Source organism: Paenibacillus favisporus, from assembly GCF_040545415.1.
In the GTDB taxonomy this organism is placed as follows: domain Bacteria; phylum Bacillota; class Bacilli; order Paenibacillales; family Paenibacillaceae; genus Paenibacillus_AQ; species Paenibacillus_AQ favisporus.
The window spans coordinates 409,698-425,323 of the sequence record NZ_JBEPLV010000005.1; the positions used below are offsets into that span (position 1 = coordinate 409,698).

The 15,626-nt window shown below is 55.5% G+C and carries 13 protein-coding genes; 5 read left to right on the top strand and 8 right to left on the bottom strand.

All coding sequences use genetic code 11. The annotated features are described in order from the left end of the window. Window positions 1-227: 227 nt before the first annotated feature. Window positions 228-881: a molybdenum cofactor guanylyltransferase gene (gene mobA / locus ABID47_RS23180; protein WP_354500229.1), complete on the top strand. Its 654-nt coding sequence runs from the start codon at window positions 228-230 to the stop codon at window positions 879-881. Window positions 882-1,028: 147 nt separating this feature from the next. Here the strand turns inward: mobA and ABID47_RS23185 are convergent, their stop codons facing one another. The 6 genes from ABID47_RS23185 to ABID47_RS23210 form a co-directional block, all read right to left on the bottom strand. Then, window positions 1,029-4,241: an efflux RND transporter permease subunit gene (locus ABID47_RS23185; RefSeq protein ID WP_354500231.1), complete on the bottom strand. Its 3,213-nt coding sequence runs from the start codon at window positions 4,239-4,241 to the stop codon at window positions 1,029-1,031. A 44-nt stretch (window positions 4,242-4,285) separates the two neighbouring features. Then, window positions 4,286-5,209 carry a TetR/AcrR family transcriptional regulator gene (locus ABID47_RS23190; RefSeq protein WP_076174747.1) on the bottom strand — a complete coding sequence of 308 codons (924 nt, stop codon included), beginning with the start codon at window positions 5,207-5,209 and terminating at the stop codon, window positions 4,286-4,288. A 215-nt stretch (window positions 5,210-5,424) separates the two neighbouring features. Beyond that, entirely contained in the window at window positions 5,425-5,871 is a 447-nt protein-coding gene (locus tag ABID47_RS23195) for a carboxymuconolactone decarboxylase family protein (RefSeq protein WP_163882733.1), read from the bottom strand. An 87-nt stretch (window positions 5,872-5,958) separates the two neighbouring features. Next, entirely contained in the window at window positions 5,959-6,273 is a 315-nt protein-coding gene (locus tag ABID47_RS23200) for a DMT family transporter (protein WP_076174742.1), read from the bottom strand. Continuing rightward, window positions 6,273-6,620 (bottom strand): DMT family transporter, encoded by a 348-nt coding sequence (locus tag ABID47_RS23205; RefSeq protein ID WP_152399944.1) that lies wholly within the window; start codon window positions 6,618-6,620, stop codon window positions 6,273-6,275. The genes ABID47_RS23200 and ABID47_RS23205 overlap by 1 nt, the downstream gene beginning before the upstream one ends. 40 nt (window positions 6,621-6,660) lie before the next feature. Next, complete coding sequence (locus tag ABID47_RS23210; RefSeq protein ID WP_354500235.1) at window positions 6,661-7,242, bottom strand: TetR/AcrR family transcriptional regulator; 582 nt, start codon at window positions 7,240-7,242, stop codon at window positions 6,661-6,663. Window positions 7,243-7,480: 238 nt separating this feature from the next. Here ABID47_RS23210 and cls point away from each other — a divergent pair, with 238 nt between their 5' ends. Both cls and ABID47_RS23220 read left to right on the top strand, forming a co-directional pair. Next, on the top strand, window positions 7,481-8,986 hold the full coding sequence (gene cls / locus ABID47_RS23215; RefSeq protein WP_076174735.1) for a cardiolipin synthase: 1,506 nt from the start codon (window positions 7,481-7,483) through the stop codon (window positions 8,984-8,986). 172 nt (window positions 8,987-9,158) lie between these two features. Continuing rightward, window positions 9,159-9,986, top strand: a complete 828-nt coding sequence (locus tag ABID47_RS23220; RefSeq protein ID WP_076174732.1) for an ABC transporter ATP-binding protein — start codon at window positions 9,159-9,161, stop codon at window positions 9,984-9,986. A gap of 222 nt (window positions 9,987-10,208) precedes the next feature. Here ABID47_RS23220 and ABID47_RS23225 read toward each other — a convergent pair whose 3' ends face one another. Then, window positions 10,209-11,738, bottom strand: coding sequence for a phospholipase D family protein (locus ABID47_RS23225; RefSeq protein WP_354500238.1), 1,530 nt, complete (start codon window positions 11,736-11,738; stop codon window positions 10,209-10,211). 193 nt (window positions 11,739-11,931) lie between these two features. Continuing rightward, the gene (locus ABID47_RS23230; RefSeq protein ID WP_354500240.1) at window positions 11,932-13,281 is read right to left on the bottom strand and encodes an Nramp family divalent metal transporter; all 1,350 of its coding nucleotides are present in this window, start codon (window positions 13,279-13,281) and stop codon (window positions 11,932-11,934) included. 420 nt (window positions 13,282-13,701) lie between these two features. Here ABID47_RS23230 and fni point away from each other — a divergent pair, with 420 nt between their 5' ends. Next, the gene (gene fni / locus ABID47_RS23235; protein WP_354500242.1) at window positions 13,702-14,769 is read left to right on the top strand and encodes a type 2 isopentenyl-diphosphate Delta-isomerase; all 1,068 of its coding nucleotides are present in this window, start codon (window positions 13,702-13,704) and stop codon (window positions 14,767-14,769) included. 292 nt (window positions 14,770-15,061) lie between these two features. After that, window positions 15,062-15,622: an ECF-type riboflavin transporter substrate-binding protein gene (locus tag ABID47_RS23240; protein ID WP_084204127.1), complete on the top strand. Its 561-nt coding sequence runs from the start codon at window positions 15,062-15,064 to the stop codon at window positions 15,620-15,622. Window positions 15,623-15,626 lie beyond the last annotated feature (4 nt).

The window sequence follows — 15,626 nt, forward strand, 5'->3', positions numbered from 1 at the left end:
TATATAGGTTGAACTGAAGTTCCGCATTGTAATCTCTGATGACCCGCTTCTGTGCGCAAAGTTAGAAATTCTTCCGTTCATTCCATATCGAAAGCGGCGTTTTAAAGACTGCCAATCCCACTTTATCATTAGTTGAAAAGGGATACAAACCAACTTTTGAGAATTATCCCATTATTTATTTGGAGCTACTTTAAATGTATGAAAAATAGGACCTGGATTGCCTGTTCATGCTTGTAACGAGAGGGATGAGAGGAACGATGTTCAAAGTCACAGGAATTTTGCTGGCCGGGGGTCAATCCAGCCGGATGGGGACCGATAAGGCACTGCTGAACGTGAACGGCGAAACGGTAATCGAGCGGATCGTCCGCTTGATGTCGCCGTCTGCTTCAAATATCATCATTTCGGCTAATGACGACGAAAAATATGCGTTCCTGGGCAAAGAATTGGTGCATGACCGTTATCCGGGACAGGGACCGCTGTCGGGATTGCATGCCGGACTGAACGCTGCCGCCACGCCTTGGAGCGTCGTCACAGCTTGTGATATGCCGTTTGTAACGGAAGAGGTTTTTCGTTTTCTGGCACGGAAGGCAGAAGAAGCGGCGGCAGTTATGGATGATAAAAGCCGACTCCAGGCTATCGTCCCGGTATCGGGGGGGCGCATTCAGCCGCTGCTGGCTGCCTACCATCGCAGTGTTCTGCCGTCCCTGGAGACGTGCTTGTCTTCCGGCCGGCTGCGCCTGACCGCGTGGCTGGAGCAGCTGAAGGTGTGCTACGTCTCCGAGGAAGAGCTCATCCAGGAGCTTGGACACGGTGCGGACAAAGCCTTCTATAACATGAATGAACCTTCAGACTATAAGCGTGCCATGACAGGTCTTTCTTGAGAGAGGATTTTTGTTAAGTTGTCTGTATATTCCGATTTTATGCATAGGTTAGTAGGTTAGGTTTCGTCGGCAAGCCTAAACTATATAGAAAAAGGACGTGCCCTTTCCCGTCTAGGGAGAGAAGCACGTCCTTTTTATTTGAAGAAATTAATCTTCTACTTTCGGTTTTCTGAATTTCATCAGGAACTCATACACAACCGGCACGATGACCAGTGTCAGCAGCGTGGAGCTGACCAAACCGCCGATAACCGTGATGCCGAGACCTCTGGAGATGATGCCGGCACTGTTCTCCAGTCCCGATACGAGCGGCAGCAGGGCACCGATGGTGGCGAGAGCCGTCATCAGAATCGGACGGAGACGGGTGGCTCCGGCTTCCAGCAGCGCTTCGCGCGTCGACAAGCCTTCGCGTTCCTTGTGAATCACCCGGTCGATCAGCACGATCGCGTTGGTCACGACGATACCGATCAGCATCAGGGCGCCCATCAGGGCCGATACGTTCAGCGTCTCTCCGCCGATCCAGAGGCCGACAAGTCCGCCAATGATCGTGAACGGCAGGGAGAACAGGATCGCAAACGGCGCCAGGCCGCCGCCGAAGGTCACGACGAGCACGAAGTAGACGATGGCGATCGCCGCAGCCATAGCCAGGCCGAGCTGGGTGAACGTATCGTTGATCTGCTCGGTGGTGCCGCCGAATTTAACTTCGACGCCGTCCGGCAAGTCGATCTTGTCGATTTCCTTTTGCAGGTCCGAGGAAGCTTTGCCGACGTTGGAGGTGACGATGTTGGCCGTCACGTCCACGACCATTTTGCCGTCGTTGCGGGTGATCGTATCCGGCGACGTGCCTTTTTCCACTTTGGCGACGTCTTTGATCGGAACGTTCATGCCCAGCGGCGACTGAACCGTTTCGTTCTCAATGTCGTTGATGCTCTTGTATTCCTTGTTGTCGGTTTCGATATAAACCTTGTAGTCTTTGTTGTCGACCGTCACTTCGGTCAGCACCGGACGTTCGCGGACCGGGCTCAGCTTCATGGCGATTTGACCGGCCGTCAAGCCCATCGAGCTGAGCTTTTGCTGATCCGCCACGATCGTGTATTGGTCATAAGCTTTGGTCAGGCTGGTTTTCGCTTTTTCAAAATTATCCGTGTCTGCCTGCACCAGCTTCAGGATTTGCTCGGAGACCGGCTTGATATCATCCAGACTGTTGCCGTAGACGCTGACGCTGAGCGAGCTTCCGCCCATGCCGCCGGACATGTCCATCAAGCTCCATTCTCCGGTGGATACTTGTTTCTTCAGACCTTCCACGAGGTTTTTCTTCACGTTCTCAAAGTCTTTCGTATCTTTGTTGTACTCTACATAGAACAGACCCGAATTGGACGAAGATCCTCCAGCCAGCGGATTGCCGCTGCCACCGACGGAGTACTGCATCTTGTCGATGTTCGGCTGGCTCAAAATGTATTTCTCGGCTTCAAGGGCCCGCTTCTCCACGGTTTCCAGCTGAGCGCCAGGTTCAGGCGAGTAGGTCACCATGATGTATTTGTCCTCCTGATCCGGCAGGAAGCTGGTGCCGATCAGCGGGGTCAGGAAGAAGCTTGCCACGAGCAGAATGACCGCTGAGCCGAATGTGATCAGCTTGTGAGACAAGGCCCAGTTCAGAATCCGCTGGTAGCCGCGGGCCATCCGGCCCGGCTTGTCGTGATCATGCTGCTTGGAGGACTTGATGCCCTTCTTGAACAGGCTGTGGGCCAGCATCGGCACGAGCGTGATTGCTACGAGCAGGGAAGCTAGCAGGGCGAAGACCATCGTAAGCGCAAACGGCATGAACAGCTCGCCAACCATGCCGGTGACGAACGCCAGCGGCAGGAAGACCGCGATCGTTACGATCGTCGAGGACATGATCGGAACGAACATTTCGCGCGTCGCTTCGCGGATCAGTTCGCGTCCGCGAAGCTTCTCACCGCTGCTGGTCAAGCGGCGGTAAATGTTCTCGATGACGACGATGGAGTCATCGACGACGCGGCCGATCGCGACGGTCATCGCGCCGAGCGTCATCATGTTGAGCGTAATATCGAGCCGCCACAGAATCAGCAGGGCGATCAGCAGCGACAGCGGAATCGACAGGATCGAGATGATCGTGGAGCGAATGTTCCGCAGGAAGATCAGGATGATGATAACGGCGAAGAGCGCGCCGAAGACCGCTTTATCCAGCATCGTCGACACGGAGTCTTCGATCGGTTTGCCCTGGTCGAGCAGCACCGTAAGCTCCATGCCTTTGAACTGGCCTTCAAGGTCTTTGGCTTTGTCCTTCACGGCATTGACTACGTCCACCGTGTTGGCGTCATTGTCCTTGACGATTTGCAGGCCGATCGAGGCCTTGCCGTTCGTGCGGGACACCGACTCCGCACTGCCGACCACCTTGATGTCGGCGATATCGCTGAGCTTCACCGTCGGAATGCCGGTTGGAACGCCGGCCTGGCCGCCTTGAATGGAAGCAGCAGCATTGCCTGCTCCAGCACCGGCTGCATTGCCTGCGCCTGCACCGGCAGCAGCGCCCGCGCCACCGGCACCTTGACCGGCTGCCCCGGCAGTACCGCTCTGTCCTTGTGCGCTGCCCGCTCCCGGCGTAACCGGAATCGTCAGCTTTTTCAAATCATCGAGCGTCGTGATGTTGCCGTCCACGACAACCGCTTTGGAGGACTGCTCCAAATTGAACAGACCGAGCGGAACCCGTACGGAGGAGCCTTGAACGATACCCTTGACGGTATCTTCAGTCAGGCCGAGCTGGGCCATTTTCTCCTTATTAAATGTCAGCTGGACTTCCTTGACGTATTGTCCGGAGACGGAGACGGAAGCGACACCTGGAATTTTCTCCAGTTCAGGCACGACTTCGTCCTCAATGTTTTTGGTCAGACCCTCAAGATCGCTTGAGCTGTCGGACGCGCTGAGAGATACGACCGGAAACGAGCTCAGGCTGAACTTGGAGATCGTCGGCTTCTGGGCGCCGTCAGGCAGCGTCACTTCGTTGAGCGCTTCCCGGACGGCTGCGGTGGCCTGATCGAGGTCCGTGCCGTAGTCGAATTCCATGGCGATGTTGGCTGCGTTCTCCATAGACGTAGAGGAGACGTTCTTGACCCCGTCCACGTTCTGCAGCCGCTGCTCCAGCGGGATCGTAATATCCTGCACGACGCCTTCCGGCGCTGCGCCCGGGTAAACGGCGGTCACGCTAAGAAACGGGATGTTGATGTTCGGAATCGTCTCCTGCTTCATCACCAGCCCGCTGTACAAGCCGGCGGCGGCGACGATGACCGTCAGGATCCAGATGGCGAATTTATTGTTCAATGAAAAATTAATAATGCTCTTCATTTCGCAGGTTTCTGCTCCTCTCCTTTGTATCTCTTGCTCACGCTTCAGGTACGATCGGTTCTTGAAAACACGTACAGCCTGCAGATTTCCTTCAATTCGCGGCTTAAGGAAACAAGCTCGGGCACGCTCTCCAGGTTGGCGATCATGCCGGCCAGGATCGCTTTGCGCGGTTCGATGTCCCGAAACTCCTTGTCGATGATATCGATCGACTCCTGAGCCAGGTCACGCTCTGGTCCTTCCGGCAGCTTGTCCTTTAAGAGATCCCGCATCTGCTTGGTAATAATAAGCGGATGCCGCAGGCTCCCCCCGGACCGGTCCTTCAGCTTCTCCGTCCACTCGGTCCATATCCCGGGGGAAATAAGCGGATCCCGCTGCGACCGGACCATGCCGCCGGCGACTTCGTCCAGCAAAAACACGATATGATCGGCAACCCGCCGGATGTTCAGCGGCAGACCCGGAATAAACAGCGTCCGGATATATCCGTCGAGAAGGCCCACCACAAACATGGTAAGGTCCAGCGTGTAGGGATAGACGTCATCCCCGTAAATTTGCTCGAGCTTGTTTTTGAACCACTGGATGCCGATGATTTGCTTTTCACGCAAATGTTTCTGGGACGGTGGCTTTTTTCCCGAAGCATGGTGATCCTGAATCTGCACCACCAGAAACTCCCGGAGCTCCACGAGCAGATTCAGCACGACTTCCAGCTGTTTCCGCAGCTGTTCTTTGGGAGTCAGAAGGTGTTCCTGTTCCACCTGCATAACGCTGTCCCGGATCAGGCCCTCACAGTACAGGTAGATGCTGCTCTCCAGATCCTCCTTGGATTTGAAGTGCAGATACAAGCTGCCTTTGGACATGCCGCAGTATTCCGCGATTTCCTGCATGGAGGTGGCCGAAATCCCCTTTGTGGAAAACAGCTGCAGGGCGGTTTTCAGAATCTGTTTTTTCTTGTCCGCCAATTTCTCAGACAAATGCACCTTCACCCCTTTCTGACACTTCGGTTCTCAAATTGACCGCCTAGTCAGAACGATTATATTACAAAGCGAAGGTCGTTTTCAAACAACCCGGTGCCATTTACAAAAAAAGGCACCTTCCTGGTTGTAATACGCAGGAAGGTGCCGGTTGGGCTCCACATTTATAGGGAATGAATATGGCAAAATTGTGACGGTTTAGAAAGGCGGTTCTCTTAACCCATACAGCCGGGGAACATGCCGGTCGAAATGGCCAGCCGGTTCCAGCAGTTAATGGCGTTGATCGCCATCAGCAGGTCGACGATTTCCTTCTCGTCAAAATGTTCTTTGACCCTGCCGAACACCTCATCCGGGACGCCTGCCTCGGAAATTTTCGTCACGTATTCCGCAAGCTCCAGCGCGGCACGCTGCTGCTCTGTAAACACAGGTGCCTCCCGCCATACGCAGACCAGCGTCAGCTGCTCCAGGTAATCTCCCAGCTTGAGCAGGTCCTTGCTGTGCATATCGAGACAAAACGCGCATCCGTTGATTTGCGACACCCGGATTTTGATCAGCTCGGAGAGCACCTTGTCGATCGAAGTGCTCTGGGCAAACTGCTCAAAAGCAAGCATCGCTTTAAGAGCCGGCATATTGGCGTCCCTGTAATTCAATCTGATTTCCATCGATAACAGCCTCCTTTAGGTTCGTTCACAAAGAAGACTGATCAGGTACGGGATTTGTGACATCATTCCATAAAAAAGCAAAAAAAATTATGAGATCAGCTTCAAACCTACCGCTGAGGCCAAAATCATGGCAATAAACAGAATTCGCCGCCATTCCTTGGGCTCACCGAACAGAAACATGCCGGCCAGCGTGCTGCCTACCGTACCGATGCCGGTCCAGACGGCGTACGCCGTTCCCATCGGAATCGAGTTCATGGCGTAGGACAGCAGGGAGAAGCTGACGATAAAGGACAGGATCAGCATGACATATGCCGGCAGCCCTTTCTTTTGCGTGACGCCCTTGATCCCGATGACGCCGAACATTTCGCACAGGCCGGCGATGACGATTGCAATCCAAGCCATCAGTGATTCGCCTCCTTTTGTCCCTTGCCGTCTTTGTCAGTGACCAGCTTAAGGCCGATCACTCCGGCGAGAAGAACGAGAATGAGCAGCGTCTTGGACCAGCGGAACGGTTCGCCGAAGAACAGCATCTCGGCAACGACGGTGCCGGCCGTTCCCAGGCCGGTAAACACCGCATACACCGTCCCGACCGGCAGATGGTTCGAAGCGTTAATAATGAGAATGAAGCTTGCGATGATAGCGATGACAGTAAGAATCCATTCAAGCGCATTGTCCGAGTGCTTCAGGCCGGACACCCACAGCACTTCCACAACGCCCCCGATAATAACAGAAAGCCAGTGGCGGTTCATGATGATCCTCCTTTATTTGTCCGTTAGGATGCCACTTGCGTCAAATATGATGAATGCCCGCCCAGTATACGGGCCATGATGCCGCCAGTCTTCGCTGAGACCCCTCCAGTCCGCCGCACACCATTTCGATGAGGACCCCGTCGATCAGCGTCATGTAGGCGACGGCGGCACCGTCCGGATCTTTAACCGGGAGGTGGCCGGCGGAAGCGTGGTGGTGCATGACGCGAATCATCCGCTTTTCCATCGAATCCAGAAACGGAAAGACCAGTTCCATGACCTGATCATGCAGCGAGGATGGAGGAAAGTAGGCCATGCGCAGCACAAACTTGGTTTTGCTGCTCCGGGTGTACTCCTCCTGGAGATACTTCAGCAGTCCTTTGAGCCGCTGCTCGAGCGGCTGGTCTTTCAGGCTGATATAGCGGCGGATAATCCGGGTCCCTTCCTCATCGAGGGCGCCCTTCAGCGTCTGCAGGAACAGCTCATCCTTCCCTTTGAAATGCGCGTAGATGGACGGCTTTTTGATGCCGACTTCCTCGGCTATTTTTTGCAGGGACGCTCCTTCATATCCATCCTTGGCAAAATGCGATAATGCAGCTTCGAGCAGGGTGTTTTTGGCGTTCATATCATCGACTCCTGTTGACTACCTAACGGTCGTTAGGTGATATTTTTTCACACAATGCAGCCAATGTCAAGAAGATGGGCATTCTAACATCAGGCATGCACGGAAATTTCAGGCGGGCTTGTCCATTCGATAAAAATTCGTAGGAACTTTGAACTTGTTCATGTAAAATATACCTTATGGGTTTGGACGATGACCATGGATATGCATGTTTTTTAATGATACTTAAGAGAGGTAACATATGAGACGGGGAATACAAATCTTTATCATTGCCGCGATATTATTTGCGTTTTACTATTTTGGTTTCGGCGTGTTCGGCAAAACCGCGGGAACCATTGTCAGTATATTTTCCACGCTTACCGTCGTGTCGCTCGGGTTCATGATTTTTATGGAGAACCGCAACCCGTCCTCGACGATGGCCTGGATTCTGCTGCTCGCCCTGATGCCGGTGGTGGGTCTGTTCTTTTATCTGCTCTTCGGGCAAAACTACTTCAAACGGCGCAAGTTCGATAAAAAAGCCGAGCAGGATCTCAGAACATATGACCGGCTGGAAGAGAATGGTGCGCGGTTCCATCCGGATCTATCTTCCTTTAATCCCATGCAGCAGCAGCTGCTGCATCTCTCGCAGCGGCTGGCGCGGACTCCGATTTCCTTCTCCAGCGATACCAAAGTGCTGACCAACGGGCAGGAAACGTTCTCCACCTTGCTGAAGGAGCTCGAGAAGGCCAGGCATCATATTCATATGGAATACTACATTTACCGCGCCGATCATATCGGAACAAGGATTCAGCAGATTTTAATTGAAAAGGCCAAAGCCGGCGTGCAGGTCCGTTTTATGTACGATGCCTGGGGAAGCATGCAGCTGCCCAAATCGTTCCTCCGGGCCATGCAGGAAGCCGGAGTTCAGGTCGTCGCGTACGGAAGCTCCAAGGCGTTTTTTCTCTCCCGGGTCAACTTCCGCAACCACCGCAAAATCGTTGTGATCGACGGCAAGGTTGGCTTTATCGGCGGGCTGAACGTCGGGGACGAGTACCTGAGCCGCAATGCGGCATACGGCTTCTGGAGAGATACCCATATGCGCGTCAGGGGCGAGGCGGTGCGGACGCTGCAAATTATTTTCCTGCAGGACTGGCTCTATATGACCGGGGAAAAGGTGCTGGACGCCGAATATCTGTCTCCCGAGCTGGCGGAAAGCAGTGGCGGCGCCGTGCAGATTATCCCGAGCGGACCGGACAACGACCGGCGTACGCTCAAAAATATTTTCTTCTCGATGATCACCTCGGCGCAGAAATCGGTCTGGCTGGCGACGCCTTATTTTATCCCGGACGACGATATCCTGACATCCCTGCGCGTGGCTGCGATGTCGGGGCTCGACGTACGCATCCTTTTTCCTTCCAAGCCGGATAAGTGGCTGCCGTTCCTGGCTTCCCATTCGTATTTTCCTTCGCTGCTCGACGTGGGCGTCAAAATTTACGAATACGAAAAAGGGTTCCTGCATTCCAAGCTGCTGATCATTGACGGCGAAGTGGCGACGATCGGAACCGCCAATATGGACATGCGCAGCTTCCATTTGAATTTTGAAGTGAACGCGCTGCTGGTGCAGACCGAGAGCGTGCAGCGGATCGTGTCGGACTTTGAACGGGATTTGGTGTATACGAAGCAAATCATTCCCGATAAATTTAATAAGAAAAAAATACCGGAACGCTTTATGGAATCGCTCGCGAGGCTGCTATCCCCTTTGCTGTAGCGGCTTTGCGGTGATATAAGGTAGGCGGAAAAGCTTCTTTTGGCGGCCCGTGAGTGGTTGACATTCACGCGGCCGCCCTTTATATTTGTGATAATGATTCTCATTATTGTGGACGGACGTTATTAGACTGGTTTAAATCATATGATAGGCAGAATTGGGGGTTACGGGAAAGATGACGCTTTTGCAAACGGAAGCACTGACGCTGGGGTACGGCGATACCGATATTATTAAAGACCTGCATTTGGACATTCCCGAAGGCAAAGTTACGGTTCTGATCGGCAGCAACGGCTGCGGCAAATCCACGCTGCTTCGTTCCATGGCGCGTCTTTTGCGTCCGAAGAGCGGATCGGTACTGCTCGACGGCAAGGAAATCCACCGGACGTCGACCAAGGAAGTTGCCCGGAATATGGCAATTCTGCCGCAGGGACCGACGGCACCAGAGGGGCTGACTGTGCTTCAGCTGGTGAAGCAGGGGCGTTATCCGCATCAATCGTGGCTGAAGCAGTGGAGTGCGGAGGATGAGCGTCTGGTGAACGAAGCGCTGGAAATGACGCGTCTCACCGATTTGGCCGACCGCGCGGTCGACTCCTTGTCCGGCGGACAGCGGCAGCGGGCCTGGATTGCCATGACGCTGGCGCAAAACACCGACCTGATTCTGCTCGACGAGCCGACGACGTACCTGGATTTGAGCCATCAGATCGAGGTGCTGGATCTGCTGTATGAGCTGAACCGTGAGCAGGGACGGACGATCGTGATGGTGCTTCATGACCTGAACCTGGCCTGCCGTTACGCCGATCATATGATTGCCGTGAAGAACCAGGGCGTCTATTGTGCCGGTGCACCGGAAGACGTGCTGACGCCGCAGATGGTCAAGGAAGTGTTCTGCATGGACTGCATGATTGCGGAGGATCCGATCTTCGGAACGCCGATGTGCGTGCCGCACGGCAAAGGCCGTTTGTGCGGAGACCGGTGCAAGCTGTCGGCGGTCTGCGAAGCTTAGGGAGTCCGTTCAGTGAGCGGGAATTCACTTGAATTGTAATAACGAGATGGAACATATAACAGAAGGCGCTTCTGCACAGAAGGCGCCTTTTTTGCGTTATATGATCATAATGGCCAGATTATAGGTGGGCCTATCCGGATGAAATGACTGTGCTGATCAGGTCCAGGTCAAAATCAGGAGAATGGGAGGACGCCTGTGAAAGCACCGGTGCTTGGTAACGCATCAGAAGGTCGTAAATCCAAGCAGCTTCTGCACGCGGAAAAGAAAGTCCTTGAACCAGGTGGACTTTTCCTGATACGCGCTCAGGTCCAGACTGTAATGCCCGTCCCGGTTGTTCCAGAGCCGGTCAAAATAGCCGGCCATCTGCCGGTCCAGCGCATCGCCGCGCGGAACGGATATCCAGAGGTCGTTCTCCAGATTGTAATTGTCCAGGTTTCGCGGCGTGAGATTGGTCGAGCCGCCCATGATCACGGAGCTGCCTGAAGGGTTGGAGATGTACATCAGCTTCGTATGATACTGCTCCTCGGTCGTGTTGTACCAGCGGATGGCGATACGGCCATCGGAACGTTTAGTGAGCTCCTTAGCGACGGGACGGTTCGGGATACCGATCTTGTCCTGGCCGAACGCGTTCTGATTGGGGTCAAGCAGCAGCCGGATGTTGACTCCGCGGTCGGCGGCATCCAGCAGGGCGCTCATCACCTTTTCATCGGCCAGATAGAACATGCCCATCCACAGGGTGGACCCTTGCGGCGCCCGGTTGATCTCCAGCAGCGTATATTTGTCGATTTTGCCTTCGGTCAGATAGCGGACGGCTATTTTCCCTTCGGATGATTTCTTAGCGTCCTCGGAGGCTGGGGTATAAACCGGGAGTTGGTAGTCTCCGGACAGTCGGGCCGCCGCCTGCTCGCCTTTCAGGATGTCGCCGATAATCGGGCCTTGCACCTCAAAGGCAATATTGGAGTGGTAAGCGCTGGCATCATGCACGTTGCCGGAAGAGACCAGGGCGGTCTTCTCGCTGACCACAACCTTGCGGTGGTTGGCCTTGACGTTCAGCATTTTTAAATACGACCTTGCGGTGACCTTGGGCCCCTCGTTGGCCATCAGGTTCGGAATCCATCCTTTGCCTGACTGGCCGAACCATTGGATAAACGTCCGCCACACGGCGGAGTAGATCGGGTTCGAATCCCGCAGCGGATCCACATCGGTCACGACGACCTGGATGCCCGCCGCCTTCATCGCTTCGAGCAGGGAGTTCGGGGCGGAGCCGTAATTCGTATTGATCTGGTCCGTAATAAAGACGATTTGCATCTTGGGATACTGCTTTTTATGCGCTATGAGCTTGTCTGCCAAGTCCTTGCTGACGGTCGGAAACTTCTGCCCTTTATGCTTGTAATCGTTGAACAGGAACAGATCAATGACAAGAAACTCCCTGGATTCATCGACAATCTGCATGATCCGATTCGTAATCTGGGGCTCATGGATGACCTGCCCTTGGTTATCAGGGTAAGTCAAGTCGCGATAGAAGCGGACTTGATCGACATGGTAGAGTGGGCTCTCGTAAGATATGCCGGGAGGAAGCGGCTTGTGTGTCTGATAAACGATGACCCCGGCGAGCCAAAGGATGAGCAAGCAGGCTGCAGCCAGAATCCAGCGCCGAACCCGGCGTTTACGGCTTTTCCCCTGCGGCTGCCAGCTGGCTGTACGCGAATGGTATGGTTCAGGTGCGTGCTGGGATGGGATATGGTGGGTCATCGAGTCATCGCCTCCTTTGCTTGTCCACTGCAGCCGGGTTAAACGGCAGGGTTCTCTGAGGGAGTGCCCCACGGTTTGGAACCCTGCCTTGCTTGGTACAGCGGTCTAACCAACTATTAACGTCGAAAGGGCCTGTTTGAAGCAGCGGAACGTTGTCATCATATGGGAAAAGGGCATGGTGACCCTCGGTAGCCTAGAAAAACGTGCCATACAGCAAATAGATGTTCAGCGCTGCGATGACGGCTGCTACGATCCAGGCCAGTATCCGCGCCCAGCGCGGGGCGATAAAAGGTCCCATCTTAACGGGATCGGAAGTGAATTTGACCAGCGGGAACACGGCAAAGGACAGCTGCAGTGAAAGGATGACCTGGCTGAAAATCAGCAGCTGGCCGGTGGAGCCTTCCCCGTAAATTCCGATCACGATCACGGCGGGAACGATAGCGATCAGGCGCGTGATTAGCCGCCGGATCCATGGCTTCAGGCGGATGTTCATAAAGCCTTCCATAACGATCTGGCCCGCGAGGGTTCCCGTTAGCGTCGAGTTTTGGCCGGAAGCGAGCAGCGCGACGGCGAACAGAACGCTGGCCGCACCGGTGCCGAGCAGCGGAGTAAGCAGCTGGTAGGCGTCTTGAATCTCTGCTACTTCAGTATGCCCCGTTGAATAAAAGGCAGACGCCGCAAGGATCAGAATGGCCGCATTGACGAACAGGGCGATGGTGAGCGCCACGGTGGAATCCGCGGTAGCGAAACGGATGGCCGATTTCTTGCCGGCAATGGACTCATCGTACCGCCGGGTCTGCACGATCGAAGAGTGCAGGTACAGGTTGTGGGGCATGACGGTCGCGCCGAGCATAGCCAGGGCGATGTACAGCATTTCCGGGTTCTGCACGATGTCTGCCGTCGGAACGAATCCGGCCATGACCGCGCCCATCTCCGGCTTGGACAGGAACAATTCGACCCCGAAGCACATGATGATCACAGCGATAAACGAAATGACCAAAATTTCGATATGCCGGAATCCTTTGTTTTGCAGCAGCAGCACTAGAAGGACGTCCACGGACGTGATGAGGACACCGGCCAGCAGCTGCAGGCCGAACAGCAGCTGCAGCGCGATGGCTGAGCCGATGATTTCGGCCAGATCGCATGCCGCAATCGCCAGCTCGCATAATATCCAGAGCCCGATGCTGACGGGCTTGCTGTAATGATCGCGGCAGGCCTGGGCCAAGTCCCTTCCCGTAGCAATGCCAAGGCGGGCGGACAGGGACTGAAGCAGAATCGCCATCAGGTTCGAAATCATGATGACCGACAGCAGCGAGTAGTTAAACATGGCCCCGCCTGCCAAATCGGAGGCCCAGTTGCCGGGATCCATGTATCCGACGGCGACGAGGTATCCGGGACCCGCGAAGGCGAGCATTTTGCGGAAGAAGCTGCCCTTCAAGGGGACCTTCATCGATTTATGGACCTCAGGCAGGCTGGGCGGACCGCCTCCTTTGCGCCAGCCGCTTCCGGCGGCCGCCAGTCGGCTCTCCTCACTTGCGTTCATGGGCAGCACTCCTTTCACAACATTCTTTCGATTCAAATCGAGTCTAAACGGCTATCACATCCTATTGGAAAGCACCTGGGCGGTTGCATGTACTTCAAAAATTTTCCCCAAGGAAACTTTGTGGGCTCCTAAGCTAACGCTTCGGCCGAACAACCTGCAAAGCATTTATGGCTCGCTGCTGTGACGTGTGCCTATGTGAGCAGCCAGCATTACACCGCGGTGTGAACCGGGTCGCGGGAGAAGATGGGTACGGCGTAATCATCGGGATGTACAGGATGGAAGGTCGGCTCGGTTTGAGGCAGGTTGGCGAATTTACCAGAGGTTCTGTGGTATAATACTTTCTTTAGAGGATCGTGTGGTGACGAGCGGGTCACGAAGTGAATCAAGGTTTGCAGCATATCCATGAAAGGGGCGCATCAGATGAACGGAAACGAAGCGGAAAGCGGGTCTTTGCTGCCCGAAATACCTACAGGGGAAAGAAAAATCGAGCACGTGCGCCTGTGCCTGAGCGAAGATGTGGGCAGTGGCGTAACCTCCGGCCTGGAGCAGTACCGCTTTCGCCACTGTGCGCTGCCGGAGATCGGCTTCGAGGAGATTTCCCTCGAAGCCTCCTTCCTTGGGCGGACGCTCCGGACGCCGCTCCTGATCAGCTCCATGACGGGCGGAAGCGAAACGACCGGGGCGATCAACGCCCGCCTGGCTGCCGTCGCCGAGCGGCGCGGCTGGGCGCTCGGAGTCGGCTCGGTCCGCGCGGCGGTGGAGAAGGAGGAGCTTGCGCCGACCTTCCATGTGCGCGCGCATGCGCCAACGATCCCGGTGATCGCGAACCTGGGCGCGGTCCAGCTGAACTACGGCTTCGGCGTGGAGCAGTGCCAAAGGGCCGTCGATATCGCCGGAGCGGACATGCTCGTGCTGCACCTGAACGGTCTGCAGGAGGTATTCCAGCCGGAGGGGAACACGAATTTCAGCGGGCTGCTGACCCGGATCGGAGAGGTGTGCCGCCGGCTGGACGTGCCGGTCGGCGTCAAGGAGGTCGGCTGGGGCATCGACGGGGATACGGCGGCGCGGCTGTACGACGCCGGCGCGGCTTTCGTCGATGTGGCCGGCGCCGGCGGGACTTCGTGGAGCCAGGTCGAGAAGTTCCGCAGCCGGGACGCGGTTAGGCGCCGGGCGGCGGAGGCGTTCGCGGGCTGGGGCATCCCGACCGCGGAATGCATTGCCGAGGTGCGGGCGGTATCCCCGCACGGAGGGCTGATCGGCAGCGGCGGGCTGCAGGGCGGCGTGGACGCCGCCAAGGCGCTGGCGCTCGGCGCCGATCTCGCGGGCTTTGGCCGCAGCCTGCTCGGCCCGGCCGTCTCGTCCGAGCAGGCGCTGGACGAGGCGCTGGCGCAGGTCGAGTTCGAGCTGCGCACCGCGATGTTCAGCATTGGCGCGGCGGACGTCGCCGCGCTGAAGGGTACGCGCCGGCTGTTGCGGACCCGGACCTGACCCGGGCGGCGGACCGCAGCCCCCAGGCCGCAGGCAGCTGTATGGTGCCAAAAAGCAAACAATCAACCAAAGGCCCATTTTCCTCATCGGAAATAGGGCCTTTTTTGCTGCGATTATGGGTGTTGCCGCATTTCGTTGGGTCATCGATCCAAAAATTTTATATAATATTTACCAAAAAAAGTTTTGCCTTCGTTTCTGCCTGCCCTTATATTAAGAGTACAAATAACGCGAAATGTTCGCCTTTAGGACATGAAGGTTGTTGAATTGATGTAAAGGGGAAGGTGACTCTGCTTTGAAGAAATCCATTTTTCAGTTAAACACAAGAACCGTGGTGACGATAGGCATCGGTGCGGCCCTCTATGGAGCCACCAGCTTTATTGGAATTCCCGTGGGACCCGATACCTCGCTGCGTCCGGCGATTGCGCTGCTGGCGATTTTCGGCGCCCTGTTCGGCCCGGTGGTCGGGTTTATCGCAGGCCTGATCGGCCACGTGCTGAACGACCTGCTCACCAGCGGTACGGTATGGTGGGGCTGGGCGCTCGGTTCCGGCATTACGGCCGCATTTATGGGACTCATTTACTTATCCAAAGGGTTTGACCCGCAGAACGGTACATACAAAGGAAAGCATATCGGCCTGTTCATCGTATACGGCGTCGTCGGCATCATTCTGTCACTGCTCTTCTCGGGATGGTTTGACATCACGTTTATGGGCGAGCCGTCGGATAAGCTGCTGGTGCAGGTTACGGCCGCTTCGATTTCGAATATCGTCGTCTTTTTGGTGCTCGGGGTTCCGGCTGTGATCGGATTTGCCCGCAGAAACGCCAAAGTCAGCAATTTAAGCGTCAACGAGTAGGTGC

What these genes read in the sequence shown, in the direction of transcription:
- mobA (WP_354500229.1), top strand. Translation starts at nt 228, where the DNA reads ATGCTTGTAACGAGAGGGATGAGAGGAACGATGTTCAAAGTCACAGGA.
- ABID47_RS23185 (WP_354500231.1), bottom strand. Translation starts at nt 4,241, where the DNA reads ATGAAGAGCATTATTAATTTTTCATTGAACAATAAATTCGCCATCTGG.
- ABID47_RS23195 (WP_163882733.1), bottom strand. Translation starts at nt 5,871, where the DNA reads ATGGAAATCAGATTGAATTACAGGGACGCCAATATGCCGGCTCTTAAA.
- ABID47_RS23200 (WP_076174742.1), bottom strand. Translation starts at nt 6,273, where the DNA reads ATGGCTTGGATTGCAATCGTCATCGCCGGCCTGTGCGAAATGTTCGGC.
- ABID47_RS23205 (WP_152399944.1), bottom strand. Translation starts at nt 6,620, where the DNA reads ATGAACCGCCACTGGCTTTCTGTTATTATCGGGGGCGTTGTGGAAGTG.
- ABID47_RS23210 (WP_354500235.1), bottom strand. Translation starts at nt 7,242, where the DNA reads ATGAACGCCAAAAACACCCTGCTCGAAGCTGCATTATCGCATTTTGCC.
- cls (WP_076174735.1), top strand. Translation starts at nt 7,481, where the DNA reads ATGAGACGGGGAATACAAATCTTTATCATTGCCGCGATATTATTTGCG.
- ABID47_RS23220 (WP_076174732.1), top strand. Translation starts at nt 9,159, where the DNA reads ATGACGCTTTTGCAAACGGAAGCACTGACGCTGGGGTACGGCGATACC.
- ABID47_RS23225 (WP_354500238.1), bottom strand. Translation starts at nt 11,738, where the DNA reads ATGACCCACCATATCCCATCCCAGCACGCACCTGAACCATACCATTCG.
- ABID47_RS23230 (WP_354500240.1), bottom strand. Translation starts at nt 13,281, where the DNA reads ATGAACGCAAGTGAGGAGAGCCGACTGGCGGCCGCCGGAAGCGGCTGG.
- fni (WP_354500242.1), top strand. Translation starts at nt 13,702, where the DNA reads ATGAACGGAAACGAAGCGGAAAGCGGGTCTTTGCTGCCCGAAATACCT.